15 protein-coding genes are annotated in these 21,113 nt (G+C 40.0%); 2 read left to right on the top strand and 13 right to left on the bottom strand.

Features of this window, described 5'->3' with window-relative positions; translation table 11 throughout:
- Nucleotides 1-47: 47 nt before the first annotated feature.
- The 10 genes from glgA to LG372_RS01275 form a co-directional block, all read right to left on the bottom strand.
- The gene (gene glgA, locus LG372_RS01320) at nt 48-1,481 is read right to left on the bottom strand and encodes a glycogen synthase GlgA (protein ID WP_225741927.1); all 1,434 of its coding nucleotides are present in this window, start codon (nt 1,479-1,481) and stop codon (nt 48-50) included.
- Entirely contained in the window at nt 1,478-2,617 is a 1,140-nt protein-coding gene (glgD, locus tag LG372_RS01315) for a glucose-1-phosphate adenylyltransferase subunit GlgD (RefSeq protein ID WP_049552641.1), read from the bottom strand. The genes glgA and glgD overlap by 4 nt, the downstream gene beginning before the upstream one ends.
- The gene (locus LG372_RS01310; protein ID WP_020902830.1) at nt 2,607-3,749 is read right to left on the bottom strand and encodes a glucose-1-phosphate adenylyltransferase; all 1,143 of its coding nucleotides are present in this window, start codon (nt 3,747-3,749) and stop codon (nt 2,607-2,609) included. Before LG372_RS01310 ends, glgD begins: the two co-directional genes overlap by 11 nt.
- Nucleotides 3,739-5,667 carry a 1,4-alpha-glucan branching protein GlgB gene (gene glgB, locus LG372_RS01305; RefSeq protein ID WP_225741926.1) on the bottom strand — a complete coding sequence of 643 codons (1,929 nt, stop codon included), beginning with the start codon at nt 5,665-5,667 and terminating at the stop codon, nt 3,739-3,741. Before glgB ends, LG372_RS01310 begins: the two co-directional genes overlap by 11 nt.
- A gap of 312 nt (nt 5,668-5,979) precedes the next feature.
- Nucleotides 5,980-8,259, bottom strand: coding sequence for a type I pullulanase (gene pulA / locus LG372_RS01300; RefSeq protein WP_225741925.1), 2,280 nt, complete (start codon nt 8,257-8,259; stop codon nt 5,980-5,982).
- A 118-nt stretch (nt 8,260-8,377) separates the two neighbouring features.
- Entirely contained in the window at nt 8,378-10,336 is a 1,959-nt protein-coding gene (gene ligA, locus LG372_RS01295) for an NAD-dependent DNA ligase LigA (protein ID WP_225741924.1), read from the bottom strand.
- Between the two features lie 92 nt (nt 10,337-10,428).
- Nucleotides 10,429-11,607: an MFS transporter gene (locus tag LG372_RS01290; RefSeq protein WP_225741923.1), complete on the bottom strand. Its 1,179-nt coding sequence runs from the start codon at nt 11,605-11,607 to the stop codon at nt 10,429-10,431.
- A 76-nt stretch (nt 11,608-11,683) separates the two neighbouring features.
- Nucleotides 11,684-12,547, bottom strand: a complete 864-nt coding sequence (locus tag LG372_RS01285; RefSeq protein ID WP_049491451.1) for an XRE/MutR family transcriptional regulator — start codon at nt 12,545-12,547, stop codon at nt 11,684-11,686.
- Between the two features lies 1 nt (nt 12,548).
- Nucleotides 12,549-14,450: an ATP-binding cassette domain-containing protein gene (locus LG372_RS01280; protein WP_225741922.1), complete on the bottom strand. Its 1,902-nt coding sequence runs from the start codon at nt 14,448-14,450 to the stop codon at nt 12,549-12,551.
- A gap of 78 nt (nt 14,451-14,528) precedes the next feature.
- Complete coding sequence (locus tag LG372_RS01275; protein WP_225741921.1) at nt 14,529-15,683, bottom strand: DUF4352 domain-containing protein; 1,155 nt, start codon at nt 15,681-15,683, stop codon at nt 14,529-14,531.
- Between the two features lie 329 nt (nt 15,684-16,012).
- On the opposite strand from LG372_RS01275, the gene LG372_RS01270 reads away from it, so the two are divergent.
- Complete coding sequence (locus LG372_RS01270) at nt 16,013-17,731, top strand: phospho-sugar mutase (RefSeq protein WP_225741920.1); 1,719 nt, start codon at nt 16,013-16,015, stop codon at nt 17,729-17,731.
- 111 nt (nt 17,732-17,842) lie between these two features.
- Nucleotides 17,843-18,190: a PedC/BrcD family bacteriocin maturation disulfide isomerase gene (locus LG372_RS01265; RefSeq protein ID WP_061589753.1), complete on the top strand. Its 348-nt coding sequence runs from the start codon at nt 17,843-17,845 to the stop codon at nt 18,188-18,190.
- A 33-nt stretch (nt 18,191-18,223) separates the two neighbouring features.
- Here the strand turns inward: LG372_RS01265 and LG372_RS01260 are convergent, their stop codons facing one another.
- Genes LG372_RS01260 through yycF form a run of 3 tightly spaced genes read right to left on the bottom strand, consistent with a single transcriptional unit; the run spans nt 18,224 to nt 21,084 of the window.
- On the bottom strand, nt 18,224-19,033 hold the full coding sequence (locus LG372_RS01260) for an MBL fold metallo-hydrolase (protein WP_000004964.1): 810 nt from the start codon (nt 19,031-19,033) through the stop codon (nt 18,224-18,226).
- 1 nt (nt 19,034) lies between these two features.
- Nucleotides 19,035-20,384: a cell wall metabolism sensor histidine kinase VicK gene (gene vicK / locus LG372_RS01255; RefSeq protein WP_225741919.1), complete on the bottom strand. Its 1,350-nt coding sequence runs from the start codon at nt 20,382-20,384 to the stop codon at nt 19,035-19,037.
- A complete protein-coding gene (gene yycF / locus LG372_RS01250; RefSeq protein WP_225741918.1) occupies nt 20,377-21,084 on the bottom strand; it encodes a response regulator YycF in 708 nt (235 codons plus the stop codon). The genes vicK and yycF overlap by 8 nt, the downstream gene beginning before the upstream one ends.
- Nucleotides 21,085-21,113: the final 29 nt, after the last annotated feature.

The following is a 21,113-nucleotide window of genomic DNA, read 5'->3' as shown; positions in this document are numbered from 1 at the left end:
TCTAAACAGCCCAAAAATCGTATGAAGTCATCATACGATTTTATCTATTAATTAACTAAGCTTTGGTACAAGTCTAGATATGACTTGCAGGCTGTATCCCATGAGAAATCACACTCCATAGCTTGTCTTTGTAAGTTTCTCCAAACGTCAGGGTGGTTTCTATACAGGTCCAAAGCTGTTTGGAAAGTCCAATTTAACCAGTAAGGAGACAGATTGTCAAAGCTAAAGCCAGTACCGCTTCCTTCGATTGGATTGAAAGCGCGAACTGTATCTCGTAAACCACCAACTTCATGAACCAATGGCAAGGTTCCGTAACGCATAGCCATCATTTGAGACAAGCCACATGGTTCAAAACGACTTGGCATGAGAAAGAGGTCACAAGCAGCGTAGATTTCTTGAGCTAGTTTGACATCAAAAGTGATATTTGCTGATAGCTTATCTGGATAGATTTGAGCAAACCATGAGAAAGCACCCTCAAAGGATGGATCTCCAGTTCCCAAAAGAACAATCTGAATATCTTCTTGCAAGATATGGTGCAGACTTTCCACCACCACATCAAAACCTTTTTGACGTGTCAAACGAGAAACAATTCCCACCAGTGGAACGTCAGCTCTAACTGGCAAGCCAACTCTCTCTTGTAATTTTGCCTTATTCTTGGCTTTTCCAGACAGATCTTCCTGATTAAAATGATAGTCTAAAAGGGCATCCGTCTGAGGATTATAAAGGTCAGCATCAATCCCATTCACGATACCAGAAACTTTACCAGACTCCATCCTAAGAATCTGATCCAAGTTACATCCAAACTGACTAGTCATAATTTCATGAGCATAACTAGGTGAAACAGTTGACACACGGTCTGCGTAAAGAATACCAGCCTTCATCCAGTTCAGACAGTTGTTCCAGCGAAGGGTGCCATCAGCGTATCGTTCAAAGCCAACTCCAAACAAATCACCCAACATTCCTTCTGAAAATTGTCCTTGGAATTCTAAATTATGAATTGTTAAAACTGTTTTAATGCCCTCATAGGCTTGAATCCAACGGTATTTTTCCTTCAACAAGAAAGGAATCATAGCTGTATGGTAGTCATGAACATGGAGAAGATCAGGGATAAAGTCAATCCTTTCCATAGCCTCAATGGCAGCCAGTTGGAAAAAGGCAAAGCGTTCTCCGTCATCAAAATCACCGTAAACATGACTACGGAAGAAATAATATTGATTATCGATAAAGTAGAAAGTGACACCATTTAATACTGTTTTCTTAATTCCACAATACTGTCTGCGCCAACCAACACTCACCTCAAAATGAAGAACATCTTCAATCTGATTTCCAAATTTAGCCTCTACCATGTCATAGTAGGGTAAAATTACGGCAACTTCGTGCCCAGCTTTTACCAGTGATTTGGGAAGAGCGCCAATGACGTCTCCCAAACCACCTGTTTTTGAAAAGGGTGCACCCTCAGCTGCTACAAATAAAATTTTCATGAATGAATATCCTCTGTTACTTTAGCACCTTTCTTAACGACGACTGGATGTTCTGCAGTTCCACGGATCACAACTCCATCCGCAACTTCAACACCCTTGTCCAAGATAGCATATTCTACCTGAGCACCTTCTCCAATAACAACACGAGGGAATAAGATGCTATCTTTAACCAAGCTATCCTTATGCACATGAATATTACGTGATAGAACAGAATTAGCCACTTCCCCCTCAATGATACTACCAGAAGCAAACTGAGACGTGCTTACCTTCGATGTGTTAGCATAGTAGGTCGGTTCTTCATTCTTGACCTTTGTATAAATCTTTTGATTTGGTGAGAAGAGAGAGTAGAATTTTTGTGATTCAAGCATATCTTTGTTAGCTTTGTAATAAGACTCTACAGAATGAATATTTGCTAGATAACCTGTGTACTCGTAGGCAAAAGCCCCTTCTTTTGCAGCTAAATCCCGTAAAACATAACGCAATTTCTCTGGATGTTCTTTCTTAGCTTCTTCTTCTAAGCGTTCAATCAACCACGGTGTATCAACGACAAAGATATCTGTAGACATATTGTAAACTTCATCTGTTGATTTACTATCAAAGAGTTTGTGAGAACGAACATGGTCTGTTTCATCCACTTCCAAGATTGCATTTACTTCTGAAATATCTTTTTTAGGTAGTTTTTTATAAACTACAGTGATAGGCCCCTTATTTGCACTGTGTAGGTGGAATACTTGGTTCAGATCAATATTAATCAAAACATCACAGTTAAGTGATACTGTTTGGTTTGAGCCAGAACGTTTCAAATAAGTAAGAAGCTGTTGGTAGTATTCTTTTCCAACTGTACTACTTTCCACACGGGTATTGTAAATACCTAGATAGTAGTGGCTAAGAAGAGTTGACAAGCCCCACTCACGACCAGAACGGATATGGTCAAAGACTGAACTGATATTGTCTTGTTGGAAAATACCAAAAATACTACGCACACCAGCATTAGCAAGACTTGAGAGCGGGAAGTCGATCAAACGATATTTACCACCAAATGGCAAACTAGCTACTGGACGGTGGTCGGTCAATGTTGACATATCATGAAAACCAACTGTGTTTCCTAAAATGGCAGAATATTTATCAATCTTCATCTGTTGCTACCCCCACTACTTCATCATATCCTACAACTTGTACTTCTTCTGTTCCATCAATTTCGACACCATCAGAAATAACTGCGCCTTCACCAATAATGGCACGTTTGATTTTAGCTCCCTGACCAACAATTGCACCACTCATGATAACTGAATCTACTACTTCTGCCCCTTCGCGAACTTGCGCACCTGTTGAAAGGATAGAATGTTTAACAGTTCCATCTACAAAACAGCCATCGACAACCAAGGAATCTTCCACATGAGCATTTGCCCCAAGGAAGTTTGGTGGTGAAATTAAGTTTCTTGAGTAAATCTTCCATTGACGGTTACGGCTGTCCAAGGCATTCTCTGGAGAAATGTACTCCATGTTCGCTTCCCAAAGCGACTCAATCGTACCAACGTCTTTCCAGTAACCATTAAATTCGTAGGCATAAACACTTTCACCTGACTCAAGGTAATTTGGAATGACATTTTTACCGAAGTCTGACATATCGACATTGCTCTTTTCAGCAGCAACGAGCATATTGCGCAGACGTTGCCAATCAAAAATGTAAATTCCCATAGAAGCTTTGGTAGATTTAGGTTGAGCTGGTTTTTCTTCAAATTCAACAATGCGGTTATTGGCATCTGTGTTCATAATACCAAAACGGCTAGCTTCCTTAAGAGGAACATCAAGAACTGCGACTGTCAAACTAGCATTATTATCCTTGTGAGACTGGAGCATATCATCATAGTCCATTTTGTAGATGTGATCCCCAGACAGAATCAAGACATACTCAGGGTTGACACTGTCGATATAGTCGATATTTTGGTAAATAGCGTGGCTAGTCCCCTCAAACCAACGATTTCCTTCACTTGCAGAATAAGGTTGAAGGATAGAGACACCAGAATTAATCCCATCTAGACCCCAACTTGAACCATTCCCAATATGGTTGTTGAGAGCAAGCGGTTGGTACTGTGTAATGACTCCAACATTGTTGATGCCTGAGTTGGCACAGTTTGAAAGAGCAAAGTCAATGATACGGTAGCGCCCACCAAATTGCACAGCTGGTTTTGCAATGCTTTGAGTGAGTTTACCGAGACGAGTTCCTTGCCCACCAGCAAGAATCAAAGCTAACATTTCATTCTTCATTTTCTACTCCTTTTTGGTTTTTACTTGTGACGGTTTTAGTAGGTTTCAAGCGACGTTTGATTTTCCATATACTTGCTCCCATAGCCGGTAGGGTAAAGGTCAAGGTCTGCTCATAATCTTTCCAAAGTCCTTCTTGTGTTTGCACAGTTTGATTGTGTTCTTTCCAAACGCCTCCCCACTCTTCTAACTCAGTATTCCAGACTTCTTCGTAAATCCCTGCAACAGGAAGTCCGATTGTAAAATCTTTTCGTTCAACAGGTGCCATATTAAAGATACAGACTAACATATCATCCTTCTTACCCTTACGGATGAAGGAAAGAACACTCTGGTCTCGATTATCCGCATCGATGATTTCAATACCATCATAGCTGGTATCAATTTCCCACAGACAGCGGTGGTCTTTATAAAACTGGTTTAGCTGAGAAGTGAAATACTTCATCTTAGCATTCATTGGATCTTCTAGATTAGACCATTCCAACTGTTCTTCAGATTTCCATTCTAGGAATTGCCCATATTCACTACCCATGAAGAGTAATTTCTTACCAGGGTGACAAATTTGGTAAGTGTAGAGATTACGCAAGCCTGCGAATTGATTATAACGATCTCCCCACATCTTGTGCATCATACTCTTCTTGCCATGAACCACTTCATCGTGCGAGAATGGTAGGAGATAATTCTCCTTGAAGACATACATAAAGCTAAAAGTCACCAGGTTAAAGTCATATTTACGATAAATCGGATCTTCTTCGTAGAATCGGAGGATATCATTCATCCAACCCATATTCCATTTGTAGTCAAATCCTAGACCATCTGAATCCTTGGTGTCAGTAATCTGAGTAGCTGATGAACTTTCCTCAGCTATCATCATAACATCTGGATGAGCTTGTTTAATGACATCATTCAAACGTTTTAAGAAATAATATCCCTCGTAGTTGAGATTGCCCCCATCTTTATTAGGCGTCCATGGAGCATCGTCGTAGTCAAGATAGAGCATGTTGCTCACTGCATCCACACGAATACCATCTAGATGGTAAAAGTCAATCCAAAACTTAATACTAGAAATCAAGAAAGACTGGACTTCATTCTTTCCAAGGTCAAAATTGAGTGCTCCCCAACCATAGTTATGAGCCTTATTATGGTCTTGGTATTCAAAAGTCGGTGTTCCATCATAATAGGCCAAGGCATCATCATTGATAGTAAAGTGACCAGGTACCCAGTCTACAATAACGCCTATATTGTTTAAGTGACATTCCTCAACAAAATCTTGAAACTCTTCAGGACGACCATAGGCATGCTCTAAAGCGAAGTAACCCATAAGCTGATAACCCCAACTCAAACCGAGTGGGTGAGACATCAAAGGCATAAACTCAATGTGAGTATAGTTCATCTCAACCAAGTAAGGAATAAGTTCATCTTTCAATTGAGCAAAACTATAGGGGCTGCCATCAGGATTTCTCTTCCAAGAGCCAGCATGAGCCTCGTAAATATTGACAGGACGCTCTTCAAAGCTCAAGCGTTTTCTACGGGCTAGCCAGAGACCATCCTTCCATTTCTTTTCTGGAATATCTGTTAAAATAGCACCAGTCCCAGGTCGTGCCTCATACCGTACAGCCAAAGGGTCAATCTTCATCAGCTGATGACCATTTGCACGTGTGATATGGTACTTATAAATTTGGCCTTCTTGAGCAAGACTGGTAAAGACTTCCCAGACTCCAAATTCATTCCGTTCCATCAGAATTTGATTTTCAACCCAATTAGTGAAATCCCCTACCAAGTGAACAGCCTGAGCATTAGGCGCCCACACACGAAAAGTATAGCCATACTCTCCATTTTTTTCTTCCCTATGAGCTCCCAGATAGTGCTGGAGGTGAAAATTTTCACCTGTCATAAAGGTTTTTAAAGCTTTTTTCTTATCCATACACCCTCCTATTTCTGTAAGCGTTTTCTATAGATTTATTATACTACCTTTTTAGGGAAGATTCAAGTAAATTACGGAATTTGCAAAAAAATCTTTTGAAAGTCTTCAACAAATTCACTGATGTGTTCACTTGTAAATCAAGAAATTTTCAGAAACGCTTTGAAAACGAATTGTTTTTTATAATACTATCATAAAGTTCGTTATTTAGCTAACAAAAATATAATTTTAAGTAAAAAAATAAATCAGGAAACGAATCTCCTGATTTTATTAACAGATAAAGCACCACAAATGAATTTAAATTGAAAATCTATTCTACAAAACTTTAAAGACGCTGGCACTGACGCCACCAACCATGTCTTTATCACTTAAATGGCTATTGGTCACCAATAGTTCTAGATTTCCAGCATTTTCAAACTGGAAGTCTTGCCCTTTAGCATTAAATACAACCAGTAAATGTTCTTCCCCTTGAATCTCATAGACAATCCAACCACTATGTTCGTGGGCTGAATGAACAAAGACATGATGGTAAATGTCATCATAAGTTGGGTAAGAAAAGGCACTGGTTTCTGTCTTCAATCGAATCATCTGACGGATAAACTCAATACTGTCTTGACGCTCATTAATCAAGTCCCAGTTCACTTGGTTCACACTGTCTGGAGCATTATAGCTATTCATAGCACGCTCTCTATCATCATGGGTCAACTCACCATTTTTACCAGTCGCAACTAGTTTGGTACGACCAAATTCTTGACCGATTTCCATAAAGGCCATCCCTTGCATGAGTAGGTTCATAGCTGTGGCTGTCTCAACCTTGCGCATGATTTGTTCTGAACTTTGGTCTGGATGTAGTGTTGCCAACAAATCGTGAAGATTGTAATTGTCATGGGCCTCTACATAGTTAAGCACTTGGTTTGGATGTGTATAAGTACCTAATTCACGACTGCCTAGGATTGCTTTGGCTAGAATTGGCTCTGTCGCAGCACCACTAACAAAGCCTGACTTGATAGCACCGTAAACTTCTCCACCTTTTACAGCATCACGCTGATTGTCGTTAAAGAAACCGATATTTGGCATCTGGTAGGCATTGTCTTTCTTGGCCTTGTCATAAGGTGCAAGACCTGTTCCCATATCCCAACCTTCTCCATAAAGGATAATGTTAGGGTCAATTTCATCCAAGCTCTGACGAATCATCTGCATGGTCTTAACATCATGAATCCCCATCAAATCAAAACGGAAGCCGTCAATATTGTATTCCTGCACCCAGTATAGAAGAGAATCAATCATATACTTGCGGAACATTTCGTGTTCACTGGCTGTTTCATTTCCAACACCCGTTCCATTTTGGAAGGTGCCATCTGGATTCATACGATAGTAGTAATCAGGGACAGTTGTTTGGAAAGGTGCATCAACAACTGAGAAGGTATGGTTATAGACCACATCCATAATGACACCAATGCCAGCATCGTGATAGGCTTGAACCATGGTCTTCAAATCACGAATAACCTGAGCAGGATCCTCTGGGTTTGTTGAAAGGCTCGTCTCTGGTGCGTTATAGTTTTGTGGGTCATAGCCCCAGTTGTAGGTGACATTCCCATCTGCATCATATTCTTTGTGACGGTCTGCAATTGGTTGCAACTGAACATAATTATATCCCAGCTTCTTGATGTAATCAAAAGCAGTTGCTTGGCCATACTGGTTAACCGTTCCAGTCTGTGCAGCACCTAAGAAAGTTCCTCGAAGATGTTCATCCACACCTGAGGTCGGTGATTTGGTCAAATCACGAATATGCATTTCACAGATAACTGCCTTACATGGATTTTCCAAGCGCCAAGTAGCCTCAGAACCGTGCTTAACCTCAAAGTTTTCAACTTGCTTTTCTGCATGGCTCAGAATAGCTGAACGTTTGCCATCAGGACTGGTTGCAATGGTATAAGGATCGCGTGTCAGTGTTTGGTGGTGAGGAAATTGGACTTGATACTGATAAGCCTTACCAGTCAAATCTTCCTCAACATCCAAACTCCAGACACCGATTGTATTGTCTTTATGATTATAAGAGTAGCTATTGCCTCTTTCCATATCAAAAGTTTTCCAAACAGGTGCGTCATTAGCAGCTGATTCATAAACGACTATCTGCACTTCTGTCGATGTTGGAGCCCAAAGAGCAAAATGAGCTTGATTATCCTCTACACGGCACCCCAATTCCCCTTGGTAACCCCAATGATGATCAAAACTAGCACTGTTAATGGCCTTATCAAAGGCAAAAGGATTTTGATTTTTATAGAAAGGACTTGCAATAGCAGGATTTTCAGAGTAATAAATCCTGTCATCCCCTTCCAAAATCCAGACCTCTGTTAAGAGGGGATAGTGATTAAATCGGATAGCATATTCTTTACTGGTTTGGCCTGTATGAACCACAAAATTCAAACTTTCTAAGGCATGAGCGCTTGGGTGTTCAAAACTAAATAAAGCACCAAAATAATCTTCTTTGTAGGTCAGCAAATCAATTCGCTGGTCTTGACTTTTTACAAAAGAGCAGGTGTCGTATTCTCCATTCTTGCGATGGTAATGAATACGCATAGGGTAGTTATACATTTTTTAATTTTCCTTTTTACTTCTTAATTTGTTTCTATTTCACTAATAAATTCTATACCAATTTTGTCCCGATTAAAAAACATAAGCATATTATCTAAACTCTGTTTTTAAACAATCATTACAAACTTTCTAGCCAAGCTTCACCTCGAACCTCGATACCAAGTTCTTGTGCTTTTTGAAGTTTGCTTCCAGCATCTGCACCTGCCACGACGAGGTCGGTCTTTTTAGAAACACTACCTGTCACTTTGGCACCCAGACTTTCGAGTTTACTTTTAGCTTCTGAGCGCTTGAGCCGTTCCAATTTTCCAGTCAATACAACGGTCAAGCCTGACAAGGCCGCATTCGCAACTACTGTCTGACCTTTATAATCCAGATTGACCCCAGCTTCTTTCAACTCGTCTAAGAGAATCTTCGATCCTTCTGTAGCAAAGTAAGTCTGAAGACTCTTGGCAATCACACCACCCAGACTTTCAATACTAGCCACTTCCTCTGGATCTGCCTGCGCCAGATTTTCGATTGAATGAAAATGTTGAAGTAACAACTGACTGGCCTTGCTTCCGACATGACGAATTCCCAAACCAAACAAGAGTTTCTCGGCAGAATTTTCCTTAGATGCTTGAATGGCTTGATACAGTTTAGCAGCGGACTTTTCCTTAACCCCCTCTAAAAGGAGGAAATCGTCTTCTTTCAAACGGTAAATATCTGCCACATCCTTGACTAGATTAGCAGCAAAGAGTTTCTCAACAATAGATGGACCAAGGCCTGTAATATTCATGGCATCACGAGAAGCAAAATGAATCAAACCTTCCATGATTTGGGCAGGACAACGCGGATTGATACAACGGAGGGCCACTTCATCTTCAAAGTGCAACAAGTCAGAGTTACAACTTGGACAGTTTGTAGGGATATCCAGTTTCTCTTCAGAAACCCGTTTGGACTCTACCACTCGTAAAACAGCAGGGATGATATCCCCAGCCTTATAGACGATGACCGTATCGTCTTTGCGGATATCTTTTTCAGCAATATAATCTACATTGTGCAGGGTCGCACGACTAACAGTCGTACCAGCAAGCTGAACTGGTGTTAGATTTGCAGTTGGGGTTACAACACCCGTACGGCCAACTGTCCAATCAACTGATAAGAGTTGAGCTTCTTTTTCTTCAGCTGGGAACTTGTAGGCCACTGCCCACTTTGGAGCCTTAACGGTAAAACCGAGTTCTTCTTGACTTGCTAGGTCGTTTACCTTGATCACCACCCCATCGATATCATAGGGAAGACTGTCTCGTTCCTCTCCTACTTCTTGGATAAAATTCCAGATTTCATCTATATTTTCAGCCAAAATCCGCTTAGGATTGACCACAAAACCTAGTTGTTCAAGGTGCGTCAAAACTTTTTCTTGACTATCACGAGTTGACGGGCTGGCTTCTTGATAGAGGAAAGTCGCAAGATTGCGCTTGGCAACTACTGCTGTATCCAACTGTCGCAGGGTGCCTGCTGCCGCATTACGAGGATTGGCAAATTCAGGCTCTCCATTTTCTTGGCGAGCTTGGTTAACCTGGTCAAAAGAAGCGCGTGGCATGTAACATTCCCCACGAACTGTGATATCTAGTTCTTCTGGCAAGGTCAAAGGAATGTCCTTAACACGCTTAAGGTTTTCCGTGATATTCTCCCCAACAGAACCATCTCCACGCGTTGCCCCAGCAACGAAAATCCCCTTTTCATAATTCAGTGAGATAGACAAGCCATCGATTTTCAGCTCACAAATATAGGTTGGATGAGCCACTTCCTTACGAACACGCGCGTCAAAAGCTTCAAGCTCCTCACGTGAAAAAGCATCCTGCAAACTATAAAGAGGATACTGATGACTGTATTTTTCAAAACCATCTAAGACTTTGCCACCAACACGATGGGTCGGACTGTCTGCTAACACTTGATCTGGATAGGCAGACTCCAACTCGACCAACTCACGGTAAAGGCGGTCATACTCACTGTCTGAAACCGACGGATTGTCGCTGGTATAGTACTCAGTCGCATAGCGATTGAGCAAGGCGACCAACTCATTCATTCTTTTATTCATAAAACCATTTTACCATAAACTAAGCCCTCCTCACAAACGAGAAGGGCTGAAAAAACACTTAGATTGGAATTATTTTTAAAACTCAAGCAGCCTTATATCAATTTTTCAAAATGAGTTCGAACATAAATAAACGATATACAAGACAAGATGATAACACCACTTCCAATTATCAGGAAAGAAGAGAGATGTACACTTGGCAAGACTGTCATAAATCCTTTTGCAATAGGCATAAATAGAATAGCTAAGGTAAAAATTGTACTCAGTACTCTCCCAAGAAATTCGCTCTCAACCTTGGTTTGTACTTGAGTAAAAAAGTGAATATTAAAAATCGTCATAAAGAGTTCACAAATCAGGTTTCCAGAAAAGGTTAAAATATTGGGCAGTGGCAAACCCATCATGAAAACTCCGACACCTGTCAAAACTAGTAAAATCAAAAGATTATAAACATTAGCTTTAATTTTACTAGCTAGAAGAGCCCCAATGATGGAACCAATAGCCCCCATAGTTAAAATACTTGCATAGGCTCCTTCTGACCCGTAAAGCTGATTCGAAAAGGGAAGTAGAAATTCAAAAGCTGCAAAAAAGAAATTAACGCTAGAAGCTACCAGCAAAAGGAAGAAAATTTCTTGCTGATGCCAGATATAGTGTAACCCATCCTTGATATCTACAAAAATATCTCTCCCAGTAAAAGCCTTTTTCTCTTGAACTTTTGCTTCCTCTTTTGGAAGGAAAGCCACTAGAACAAAAGCAATGAAAAAAGTCAGCGAGTCTAGCAGTAGCGTCATATGGAGACTTGCAAATTGTAAAACAAGGAAGGAAAGAACAGGAGAGCTAACACCTACAACCTGCAAAACCAGCTCTAAGCGAGAGTTATAGATCACAATCTCATCTTTCTCAACAACCTCAGTTATAATTGCTTTATTGGCTGTACGAGAAAATGCAAAGGCAATCGCCTGAACAATGTTGGCAAAAATCAAAGCCCCAATCATCCAGCTGTCATTCCTTATAAAAGAAATAGACAGACAAAGAATCCCACAAACAAGGTCTGTCGACATTAAAATCCTACGACGAGAAAAACGGTCTGAAACGACTCCGCCAAAAGGATTTACGAGAATGGATGTGACGAGTTCAGAAATCTGATAAATCCCTAGAACTGTCTGTCCTATCGTTCCCATTGATGCCAACCAAACACTGTTTCCATAATCATAGAGCATATTTCCTATCTTGTTTATAGCTCCTCGACTAATCAACTGTACTGCGTATCGATTCATAAAAACTCCTCTCAAATTTTGAAACTATTGTATCAAAATTTGGAGGAGTTTCTCATTTTTCCCATATTCGGGAAAATTAATCTTTGACAAATTTCTCGTAGTGTCCCTGATAGTAGGCTACTTGCTCTGGAAGACCTAGTAGGTCAAAAATACGCATGGCCTCTTTCATCTGCTTACAGCCTTCTTTACACTGTCCTTTTTGGTACAAGGAAAAGCCTTTTAGATAATGGAAAATATTACGCTCATACAGTTTGATCCCTTTACCAATAATCTTCTCTGTATAAGTCTCAAAATAGCTTGCATTTTCGAAAGAAAGATGCTCTAAACAATGCTGGTAACAATTAAGGGCTAAAATCAAGACCAGTTTTCTATGGCGCCCAATTTCTTGGTAAAACTCCTCCCTCTCCATAACTTCTCTACCAATCCGAGTGACATAGTCCACATCGTAGAAACTATAGAGGTTCCCGAAAAGAATCAACTCATACATGGTCCATTCTTCTGTTTTGAAGAGATAATCTGCCACCTTATCCAAATCATCCTGCTTCATATGATAACTCGAATCTCTTTGACAAATCAGACCTTGTAGCAAAATCCAGTTCAGCTCAAAATAAAGGGGAGTCGTCGAACTCTTAGCCTTTTCAAGTTGTTCTCTTTGAAGCTTTTGAAAACCTGCAATATCATTTGAATAGTAAAGAGGCACAATTTGTCCCATCATGGCAACATGTTCATGATTATGAAAATTCCTTGCCTTGTCCATGAAATTTTCGATTGTAACATGAATGTTATCCAAAATCTCAAAGAAACGAGAAACTGCTAGGTCAGACTCCCCAAGCTCAAAGCGAGATAACTGGGAAGTTGAACAGGACTCCCCTGCCGCCTCCTTTAAAGAATAATTTCCACTTGTTCGAAATTCACGAAATACCTTTCCAAGATGTTCCATTTTACACCTGCTCCGATAATTCTTCCCACTCAAGCATAGCTTCTTCCTGACGGTGACTGATTTTGTCCAGTTCAGCCTGCAATTCCATGAGTTTGTCGGCATCGTTTGTCTCCAACATTTGTTCAGAAATGGCTTGGCTTTGACTTTCTAACTCTTCGATTTCAGCTTCTAGACTTTCAATTTGTCGCATGAGTTTGCGAACTTCTTTTTGACTTTCTTTCTGGGCCTGGTAGTCATTAACTGGACTCGGTTCTTTTGCTTGATTGCTAGTTGAAGCTTCCTCAGCCTGAGTCATTTCTACTTCTGCTTTCTTCTCAACATAGTAGTCGTAATCTCCAAGGTAGAGAGTCGAGCCATTCTCAGACAATTCCAAAACATGAGTTGCCACACGATTGATAAAGTAACGGTCGTGGCTGACAAATAGAAGAGTTCCATCAAAGTCAATCAAAGCATTTTCCAACACTTCCTTGCTATCAATATCCAAGTGGTTGGTTGGCTCATCCAGAATCAAGAAGTTGTTGTTTTCCATAGACAATTTAGCTAAAAGCAAACGAGCTTTTTCACCACCAGACAGCATGCCAACTGATTTTTTTACATCATCTCCTGAGAAAAGGAAGGCACCTAGACGGTTACGGATTTCAACTTCTGGTGTCAGTTTAAAATTATTCCAAAGTTCATCAAGTACCGTATTACTTGGTGTCAGCTTGCTTTGGGTTTGGTCATAGTAACCAACCTCAACATTAGCGCCAAAGCGCTTCTCACCCTTGATAAAAGGAATCTGGTCCACGATTGATTTGATAAAGGTTGACTTGCCAATACCATTGGGACCAACGATGGCGACAGCATTCATCTTACGAAGGTCTAGGTTAATCGGTTGTGACAGTACTTCCCCGTCATAGCCAATAGCTGCATTTTCAACAGTCAAAACAACATTGCCCGACGTTTTTTCAGACTGGAAAGTCATATTGGCTGATTTCTTGCCAGCTTCTGGCTTGTCCAAACGCTCCATTTTTTCTAGTTGTTTACGACGAGATTGGGCACGTTTAGTCGTTGAAGCTCGGACTAGATTGCGGTTGACAAAATCTTCCAGAGCGGCAATTTCTTTTTGTTGCTTTTCATAGTTTTTTGCTTCAGTAGCTAGCTTTTGCTCCTTCAACTCGACAAAACGAGAGTAATTACCCACATAACGATCCAAGGAATGCTTGGTCAAATCTAGCGTAATTGTCGCAACCTTGTCCAAGAAATAACGGTCGTGGCTGACAATAATAAGGGCACCGCTATAATTTACCAAGTAATTCTCTAGCCAGGCTATAGTTTCAATATCTAAGTGGTTGGTTGGCTCGTCCAATACCAAGAGATTGGGCTTTTCAAGGAGCATTTTGGCCAGCGCCAAACGAGTATTTTGACCACCCGAAAGCTCAGCAATTTTCATCTGCCACATAGATTCATCAAACTTGAATCCATTTAAAATCGCTCGAATATCAGCTTCATAGGTAAAGCCACCTGCTTGACGAAAATTCTCAGATAAGCGGTCATAATCTGACATCAGTTTATCCAAATCCTCACCAGACTTTTCACCCATCTCCAACTCCATCTGACGAAGTTGTTGCTCTGTCCGACGTAAGTCATCAAAGACATGAAGCATCTCATCGTAGATGGTATTTTCAGACTCAAAACGGCTATCTTGGGCTAGGTAAGACAGAGAAATTTCTTTTTTCTTATTGATTTCTCCACTAGTTGGCTCCTCTTCTCCAACTAAAATCTTCAAAAGAGTAGACTTACCTGCTCCATTTTTCCCAACAAGAGCAATCCTGTCTCGTTCATCAACCTGCAGGTTGATATTATCAAAAAGAACCTCTCCTGCAAAAGAACGTTCAATTTTATTAGCTTGTAAAATAATCATATACCTATTTTACTATCTTTTTCTATTTTATACAAATGCAATAAAAAAAGTTCAAGTTTAAAACTCGAACTTTTAATATTAATAACCAACCCCTCCACGAAATGTGCGAGCCATATCGTTTAAATCATAGTTCTTAGAAGAAGTGTCAATGGTCCATTTCCCATCTTTTTTACTCATTTTAATTTCATACCCCTCTTTTCTCATACTATCACTAGTATCTAGAGGAGTAGACTCAAATTGGCTTGGAGCATTTTCTAGAATATACTTCTCACCAGCTTTCATAGCTTCTGAATAGTTACCATATTTTCCTTTATTTTCTTCGTAGAATTTACGGCTTAGTTCATAAACATTTAAGTTATCCAAGTCAATTGTTTCTGGTCTTACATAGATAACTGCATAGTCAGGCAAATAAGTTTTTACTTTGTATTCTACCTTTGCTCGTTTAGCATTAGCTTTGATATATCCTTCAGCAAAGGTGCGGAGTTCTGAATCTGAAGGTTTGTAGTTATGAAAACTTTTTCCGAATGATTCTGTAAATTTCTTAATGAATTCTTCCCTATCAGCCTTAACATCATTAGTGAATTCAGCTCCACCATCAGATGACTTTTTATCATCTGCAAGTGCAACAACTTTGGCCTTGTTATCAGCAGTGCTTAGTTTTGCTCCACCACCTGAGTTTTCCCCATCAAGGTAAACCGCATCAACATACTTTTTCATTACTTCTTTAGCTTCATCAATATGATCTTCGTACTTACTTGGATCAACTTTGATAGCTACATCATTATTCTTATTAGATTTTTCTTTGATATCTTCATAGAAGCTAGGTGCAAAATGAAGCTCATATTTAGCATTTTTATCAACTTCATAGACAACATAGCCAGCTACACTTTTTCCTTTAGAAATACTATCCCCATAATCCATGAATTTAGTTTTACTGTCACTATCATACATTTGAATTGGTTCTACTTTTTCATCTTTTTCATTGTAAAGAGTGATATCGCGGCTAGTGAAACTGAACTGTTTGTCACGATTGTTTTTGATTTCTACTTGAAGTGCAAGATAGCTTGAAGATGAATTTTCATCCTTAGGCAATACAAACATTCCATCTTTAACAGATATTTCAAAGTTAGAATTTGATGCAGTACCGTTGTCGCTGGCTTTTTTCGAAGTTCCACAAGCAACAAGTGCTAAAGCTGATAACAACAAAGCAGAATGCTTAAGAATTTTTTTCATAATAGAATGTCTCCTTTTATTATTACTGATATTATACCATAGGTATAATAATATTCAAAACAGAAAACCGAATGTTTAAAAAAATCTAAAAATTATAGAATTCTTTCTAAAATTGGTTGAACAAATTATAAATGCCTAACTAATCACTAAATGTTTTTTAAAATCTATTTCCTATGCTTATACAATAGAAAACCAGAAAACTAAATCTGATAGATATCGTGAGGAAAATGATTTATTAAAGTAGTGACTCTCATGCTAACGTTTTACTAAAACGCTAAAAAGTGCTATAATGTGAACGGTTAAAACAATTTACAAAAAGGAGAATTTCAATGTCTTACCAAGAAAATTGCCAGAAATGGGTTGATTTTGCGGAGCTTCCTGACTACCTTCGTCAAGATTTGGAAAATATGGATGAAAAAACGAAGGAAGATGCCTTCTATACAAACCTTGAATTTGGTACTGCAGGTATGCGTGGCTTGATTGGTGCTGGTACAAATCGCATCAACATCTACGTTGTTCGTCAAGCTACTGAAGGATTGGCTCGTTTGATTGAGTCTAAAGGTGGAAACGAAAAAGAACGTGGTGTAGCAATCGCCTACGATAGTCGTCACTTCTCACCTGAGTTTGCCTTTGAATCTGCAGCAGTTCTTGCTAAACACGGCATCAAATCTTACGTATTTGAAAGCCTCCGTCCAACTCCAGAACTATCATTTGCAGTTCGTCACCTCAACTGTTTCGCGGGTATCATGGTCACAGCCAGTCACAACCCTGCTCCATTTAACGGATACAAGGTCTACGGTGAAGACGGTGGACAAATGCCTCCACACGACGCAGACGCTTTGACTACATATATCCGTGCAATCGAAAACCCGTTTACAGTTGAAGTTGCTGATGTGGAAGCTGAAAAAGCTTCTGGCTTGATTGAAGTCATCGGCGAAGCTGTCGATGTAGAATACCTTAAAGAGGTTAAGGACGTAAACATCAACCCAGCCTTGATTGAAGAATTTGGTAAAGACATGAAGATTGTCTACACACCACTTCATGGTACTGGTGAAATGTTAGCTCGTCGTGCTCTTGCCCAAGCAGGATTTGACTCTGTTCAAGTCGTTGAAGCACAAGCAACTGCTGACCCAGACTTCTCAACTGTAAAATCTCCAAACCCAGAAAGCCAAGCAGCCTTTGCCCTTGCTGAAGAACTTGGTCGTCAAGTTGGTGCAGATGTTCTTGTGGCAACTGACCCTGATGCTGACCGTGTTGGTGTTGAAGTTCTTCAAAAAGATGGTAGCTACCTCAACCTTTCAGGTAACCAAATCGGTGCTATCATGGCTAAATACATCTTGGAAGCCCACAAAAACGCTGGAACTCTTCCTGAAAATGCAGCCCTCTGCAAATCTATCGTATCAACTGACTTGGTAACGAAGATTGCTGAAAGCTACGGCGTAACCATGTTCAACGTTTTGACAGGTTTCAAATTTATCGCTGAAAAAATCCAAGAATTCGAAGAAAAACACAATCACACTTACATGATGGGATTTGAAGAAAGCTTCGGTTACTTGATTAAACCATTCGTACGTGATAAAGATGCTATCCAAGCTGTTCTTGTGGTTGCTGAACTTGCTGCCTACTACCGTTCACGTGGTTTGACACTTGCTGACGGTATCGAAGAAATCTACAAAGAGTACGGCTACTACGCTGAAAAGACTATCTCTGTTACCCTTTCAGGTGTCGATGGTGCAGAACAAATCAAAGCGATTATGGCTAAATTCCGTAACAATGCTCCAAAAGAATGGAACGCAACAGCTATTACGGTCGTAGAAGACTTCAAAGCTCAAACAGCTACTACTGCTGACGGTACTGTTACAAACTTGACAACTCCTCCAAGTGATGTGTTGAAATACACACTTGCTGACGGTTCATGGATTGCCGTTCGCCCTTCAGGGACAGAACCAAAAATCAAGTTCTACATTGCAGTTGTAGGTGAAACCAACGAAGAATCACAAGCTAAAATTGATAATATCGAAGCAGAAATCAATGCTTTTGTAAAATAAAGACCTATAAAAGATGAGACTAACCAATCTCATCTTTTTTTCGTATCAAATCTAAGCAATTTTAGAAACTTTATGGCATACTAGACTTATCAATGAAAGCGAGGTAATCTCATGGAACAATTTTTAGATAACATCAAAGACCTTGAAGTCACTACAGTTGCGCGTGCGCAAGAAGCTCTTGATAAAAAAGAAACTGCAACCTTCTTTATCGGTCGCAAAACTTGCCCTTACTGCCGTAAATTTGCTGGTACCTTGGCAGGTGTCGTAGCTGAAACCAAAGCTCACATCTACTTCATCAACAGTGAAGAACCAAGCCAACTCAATGAGTTACAAGAATTCCGCTCACGCTATGGAATTCCAACTGTACCAGGCTTCGTTCACATTGCAGATGGACAAATCAATGTCCGTTGCGACTCTTCAATGTCAGCACAAGAAATCAAAGATTTCGCTGAATTGTAAAAGATATAAAAAAGAAGGCCCTCGCCTTCTTTTTTATATATCTGTCAATGGTGTTGCAGTATCTGGTGAGGTATCATATACCTTAAAATCTACTCCAACTCCCAGATCAGCTTGTGCTAGCTGATTGACCATGGTCATATGAGCCAGTTCCTTGATATTGTTCTCCTTAGATAAATGCCCGAGGTAGATTTTCTTAGTGCGGTTTCCCAAGGTACGAATCATAGCTTCGGCACCGTCCTCGTTAGAAAGGTGACCGAGATCCGATAGGATTCGTTGTTTGAGTCGCCAAGCGTAAGAACCTGCTCGCAAAATCTCTACATCATGGTTGGACTCGATAAGATAGCCATCTGCATTCTCGACAATCCCTGCCATACGGTCACTCACATAACCTGTATCAGTCAGCATGACAAAACTCTTATCATCCTTCATAAAGCGATAGAACTGCGGTGCAACCGCATCATGGCTAACACCAAAACTCTCAATATCAATATCTCCAAATGTTTTGGTTTTGCCCATTTCAAAAATATGCTTCTGAGATGAATCCACCTTGCCAAGATACTTGCTATTTTCCATAGCCTGCCAGGTCTTTTCATTAGCATACAAATCCATACCATACTTGCGAGCCAACACACCGACTCCATGGATATGGTCTGAATGCTCATGGGTAATCAAAATGGCATCCAAGTCTTCTGGCTTGCGATTTATTTCAGCAAGTAGGCTAGTGATTTTCTTACCAGATAAGCCTGCATCCACTAAAAGTTTCTTTTTTGGGGTTTCCAGATAAAAGGAATTTCCACTGGAACCCGACGCTAAAATACTGTATTTAAAGCCTGTTTCACTCATTCTAGTCTTCTACTTCGTCCTCCCATACTTCTTCCTTCACTGCATCCTTATCATAAGGGAGCACAATGGTAAATGTTGATCCCTTACCATATATACTCTTGGCCCAAATAAAGCCCTTATGTTGTTTGATAATTTCTTTGGCAATAGACAGTCCCAAACCTGTTCCACCTTGAGCACGACTTCTAGCACGATCCACACGGTAGAAACGGTCAAAGATACGAGGCAAATCCTGCTTAGGAATACCCAATCCTTGGTCTGAGATAGACAAAATCATCTGATCATCAGTTGTCTTCATGGTCACTGTGATTTTTCCACCATCTGGTGAATACTTAATGGCATTGTTGAGAATATTATCAATCACCTGCGTCATCTTGTCTGTATCAATTTCAATCCAGACAGAGGTAATCGGATAATCTCTAACCAATTCGTATTTCTTCTCTTCATCTGATCCCCTCATCTTATCAAAACGGTTAAGAATAAAGGTAATAAAAGCTGTAAAGTTAATCAGTTCCACATCTAGGTGACTGGTTGCATTATCAATACGTGAAAGATGGAGAAGATCTGTCACCATCCGCATCATACGATTTGTTTCGTCTAGAGACACCTTGATAAAGTCTGGTGCGACAGGTTCTGACAAGGCCCCCTCATCCAAGGCTTCAAGATAGGATTTTACGCTAGTCAGTGGAGTCCGTAGCTCATGACTAACGTTGGAAACAAAGAGTCTCCGTTCGCGTTCCTCCTTTTCCTGCTCAGTCGTATCATGCAAAACTGCAACCAAACCAGAAATAAAGCCAGACTCACGACGAACCAAGGCAAAACGTACACGAAGGCTCAGATATTCACCATTGGCATCCTGAGAATCAATCATAAGCTCAGGAATTTGAGTAATCAAATCACGAAGTTCATACTCATCTTCAATCTTAAGCAATTCTAGGATACTTTTGTTTAGAACATCTTCCTTCTGAACACCTAGCTGTTTCTTAGCCATGTCATTAATCATAGTAATCTTGCCACGACGATTGGTCGCAAGGACTCCGTCTGTCATGTATGAGAGGATACTATTCAATCGTTTACTCTCTTGTTCCAGATTTTCTTGAGTCAAACGGATTACTTCTGATAAATCATTGAGATTATTGGTAATATTAGTAATTTCAGAACTTCCCTGCATATCCAATACCTGAGAATAATCTCCTGCAATCAAGTCTTTAACTTTTTGATTAATTTGCTTCAACCGAATATTATCTCGCCGATTTTCTAGCAAAAGCAAGGTAACAATCAAGATAAAACCCAATAAAATTAAAATGAAGATAAAATCACTAGTAAGAATATTTTTTCTAATCAATTCAATCATTATTTCTCATATAATAACCAACACCACGACGTGTTAGGATATACTCTGGACGACTTGGTGTATCTTCAATCTTCTCACGCAAACGTCTGATAGTTACGTCAACAGTCCGAACATCTCCGAAATAATCATAACCCCAGACCGTTTCAAGCAAGTGTTCACGCGTAATCACTTGACCAATATGAGATGCCAAGTGGTACAAGAGTTCAAATTCACGGTGGGTTAAGTCTAATTCTTCACCGTATTTCTTAGCAACATAGGCATCTGGCACAATCTCTAAGTCCCCAATTTGCAAGGGTTGGGTTTTCTTTTCATCTAATTCTTGATTATCTACAGAAACCAAGTCCGTACGACGAAGAAGAGCTTTAACACGCGCCTGCAACTCACGATTTGAGAAGGGTTTTGTCACATAGTCATCTGCTCCAAGCTCTAAACCGATAACCTTATCAAACTCACTATCTTTAGCCGACAGCATGATAATAGGCACACTACTCGTCTTGCGAATAGTCTTAGCAACTTCTAAACCATCAATTTCTGGAAGCATCAAATCCAGAATAATAATATCTGGTTGCTCTGCTTCATATTGCTCTAGCGCTTCACGACCATTAAAAGCAGTTACAACCTCGTAACCTTCCTTGGTCATATTAAACTTGATAATATCCGAGATTGGTTTTTCATCATCTACAATTAATATTTTTTTCATTTGTTCACCTTTTTCTCTACTATTATACC

Origin of the sequence: Streptococcus sp. Marseille-Q5112 (assembly GCF_916700555.1) — a bacterium.
Taxonomy (GTDB): Bacteria; Bacillota; Bacilli; order Lactobacillales; family Streptococcaceae; genus Streptococcus; species Streptococcus symci.
This window is presented reverse-complemented; position numbering and strand designations above follow the sequence as displayed.

Excerpts from the sequence above, each read along its gene's own strand:
- glgA (WP_225741927.1), bottom strand. The coding sequence starts at position 1,481 with ATGAAAATTTTATTTGTAGCAGCTGAGGGTGCACCCTTTTCAAAAACA.
- glgD (WP_049552641.1), bottom strand. The coding sequence starts at position 2,617 with ATGAAGATTGATAAATATTCTGCCATTTTAGGAAACACAGTTGGTTTT.
- LG372_RS01310 (WP_020902830.1), bottom strand. The coding sequence starts at position 3,749 with ATGAAGAATGAAATGTTAGCTTTGATTCTTGCTGGTGGGCAAGGAACT.
- glgB (WP_225741926.1), bottom strand. The coding sequence starts at position 5,667 with ATGGATAAGAAAAAAGCTTTAAAAACCTTTATGACAGGTGAAAATTTT.
- pulA (WP_225741925.1), bottom strand. The coding sequence starts at position 8,259 with ATGTATAACTACCCTATGCGTATTCATTACCATCGCAAGAATGGAGAA.
- ligA (WP_225741924.1), bottom strand. The coding sequence starts at position 10,336 with ATGAATAAAAGAATGAATGAGTTGGTCGCCTTGCTCAATCGCTATGCG.
- LG372_RS01290 (WP_225741923.1), bottom strand. The coding sequence starts at position 11,607 with ATGAATCGATACGCAGTACAGTTGATTAGTCGAGGAGCTATAAACAAG.
- LG372_RS01285 (WP_049491451.1), bottom strand. The coding sequence starts at position 12,547 with ATGGAACATCTTGGAAAGGTATTTCGTGAATTTCGAACAAGTGGAAAT.
- LG372_RS01280 (WP_225741922.1), bottom strand. The coding sequence starts at position 14,450 with ATGATTATTTTACAAGCTAATAAAATTGAACGTTCTTTTGCAGGAGAG.
- LG372_RS01275 (WP_225741921.1), bottom strand. The coding sequence starts at position 15,683 with ATGAAAAAAATTCTTAAGCATTCTGCTTTGTTGTTATCAGCTTTAGCA.
- LG372_RS01270 (WP_225741920.1), top strand. The coding sequence starts at position 16,013 with ATGTCTTACCAAGAAAATTGCCAGAAATGGGTTGATTTTGCGGAGCTT.
- LG372_RS01265 (WP_061589753.1), top strand. The coding sequence starts at position 17,843 with ATGGAACAATTTTTAGATAACATCAAAGACCTTGAAGTCACTACAGTT.
- LG372_RS01260 (WP_000004964.1), bottom strand. The coding sequence starts at position 19,033 with ATGAGTGAAACAGGCTTTAAATACAGTATTTTAGCGTCGGGTTCCAGT.
- vicK (WP_225741919.1), bottom strand. The coding sequence starts at position 20,384 with ATGATTGAATTGATTAGAAAAAATATTCTTACTAGTGATTTTATCTTC.
- yycF (WP_225741918.1), bottom strand. The coding sequence starts at position 21,084 with ATGAAAAAAATATTAATTGTAGATGATGAAAAACCAATCTCGGATATT.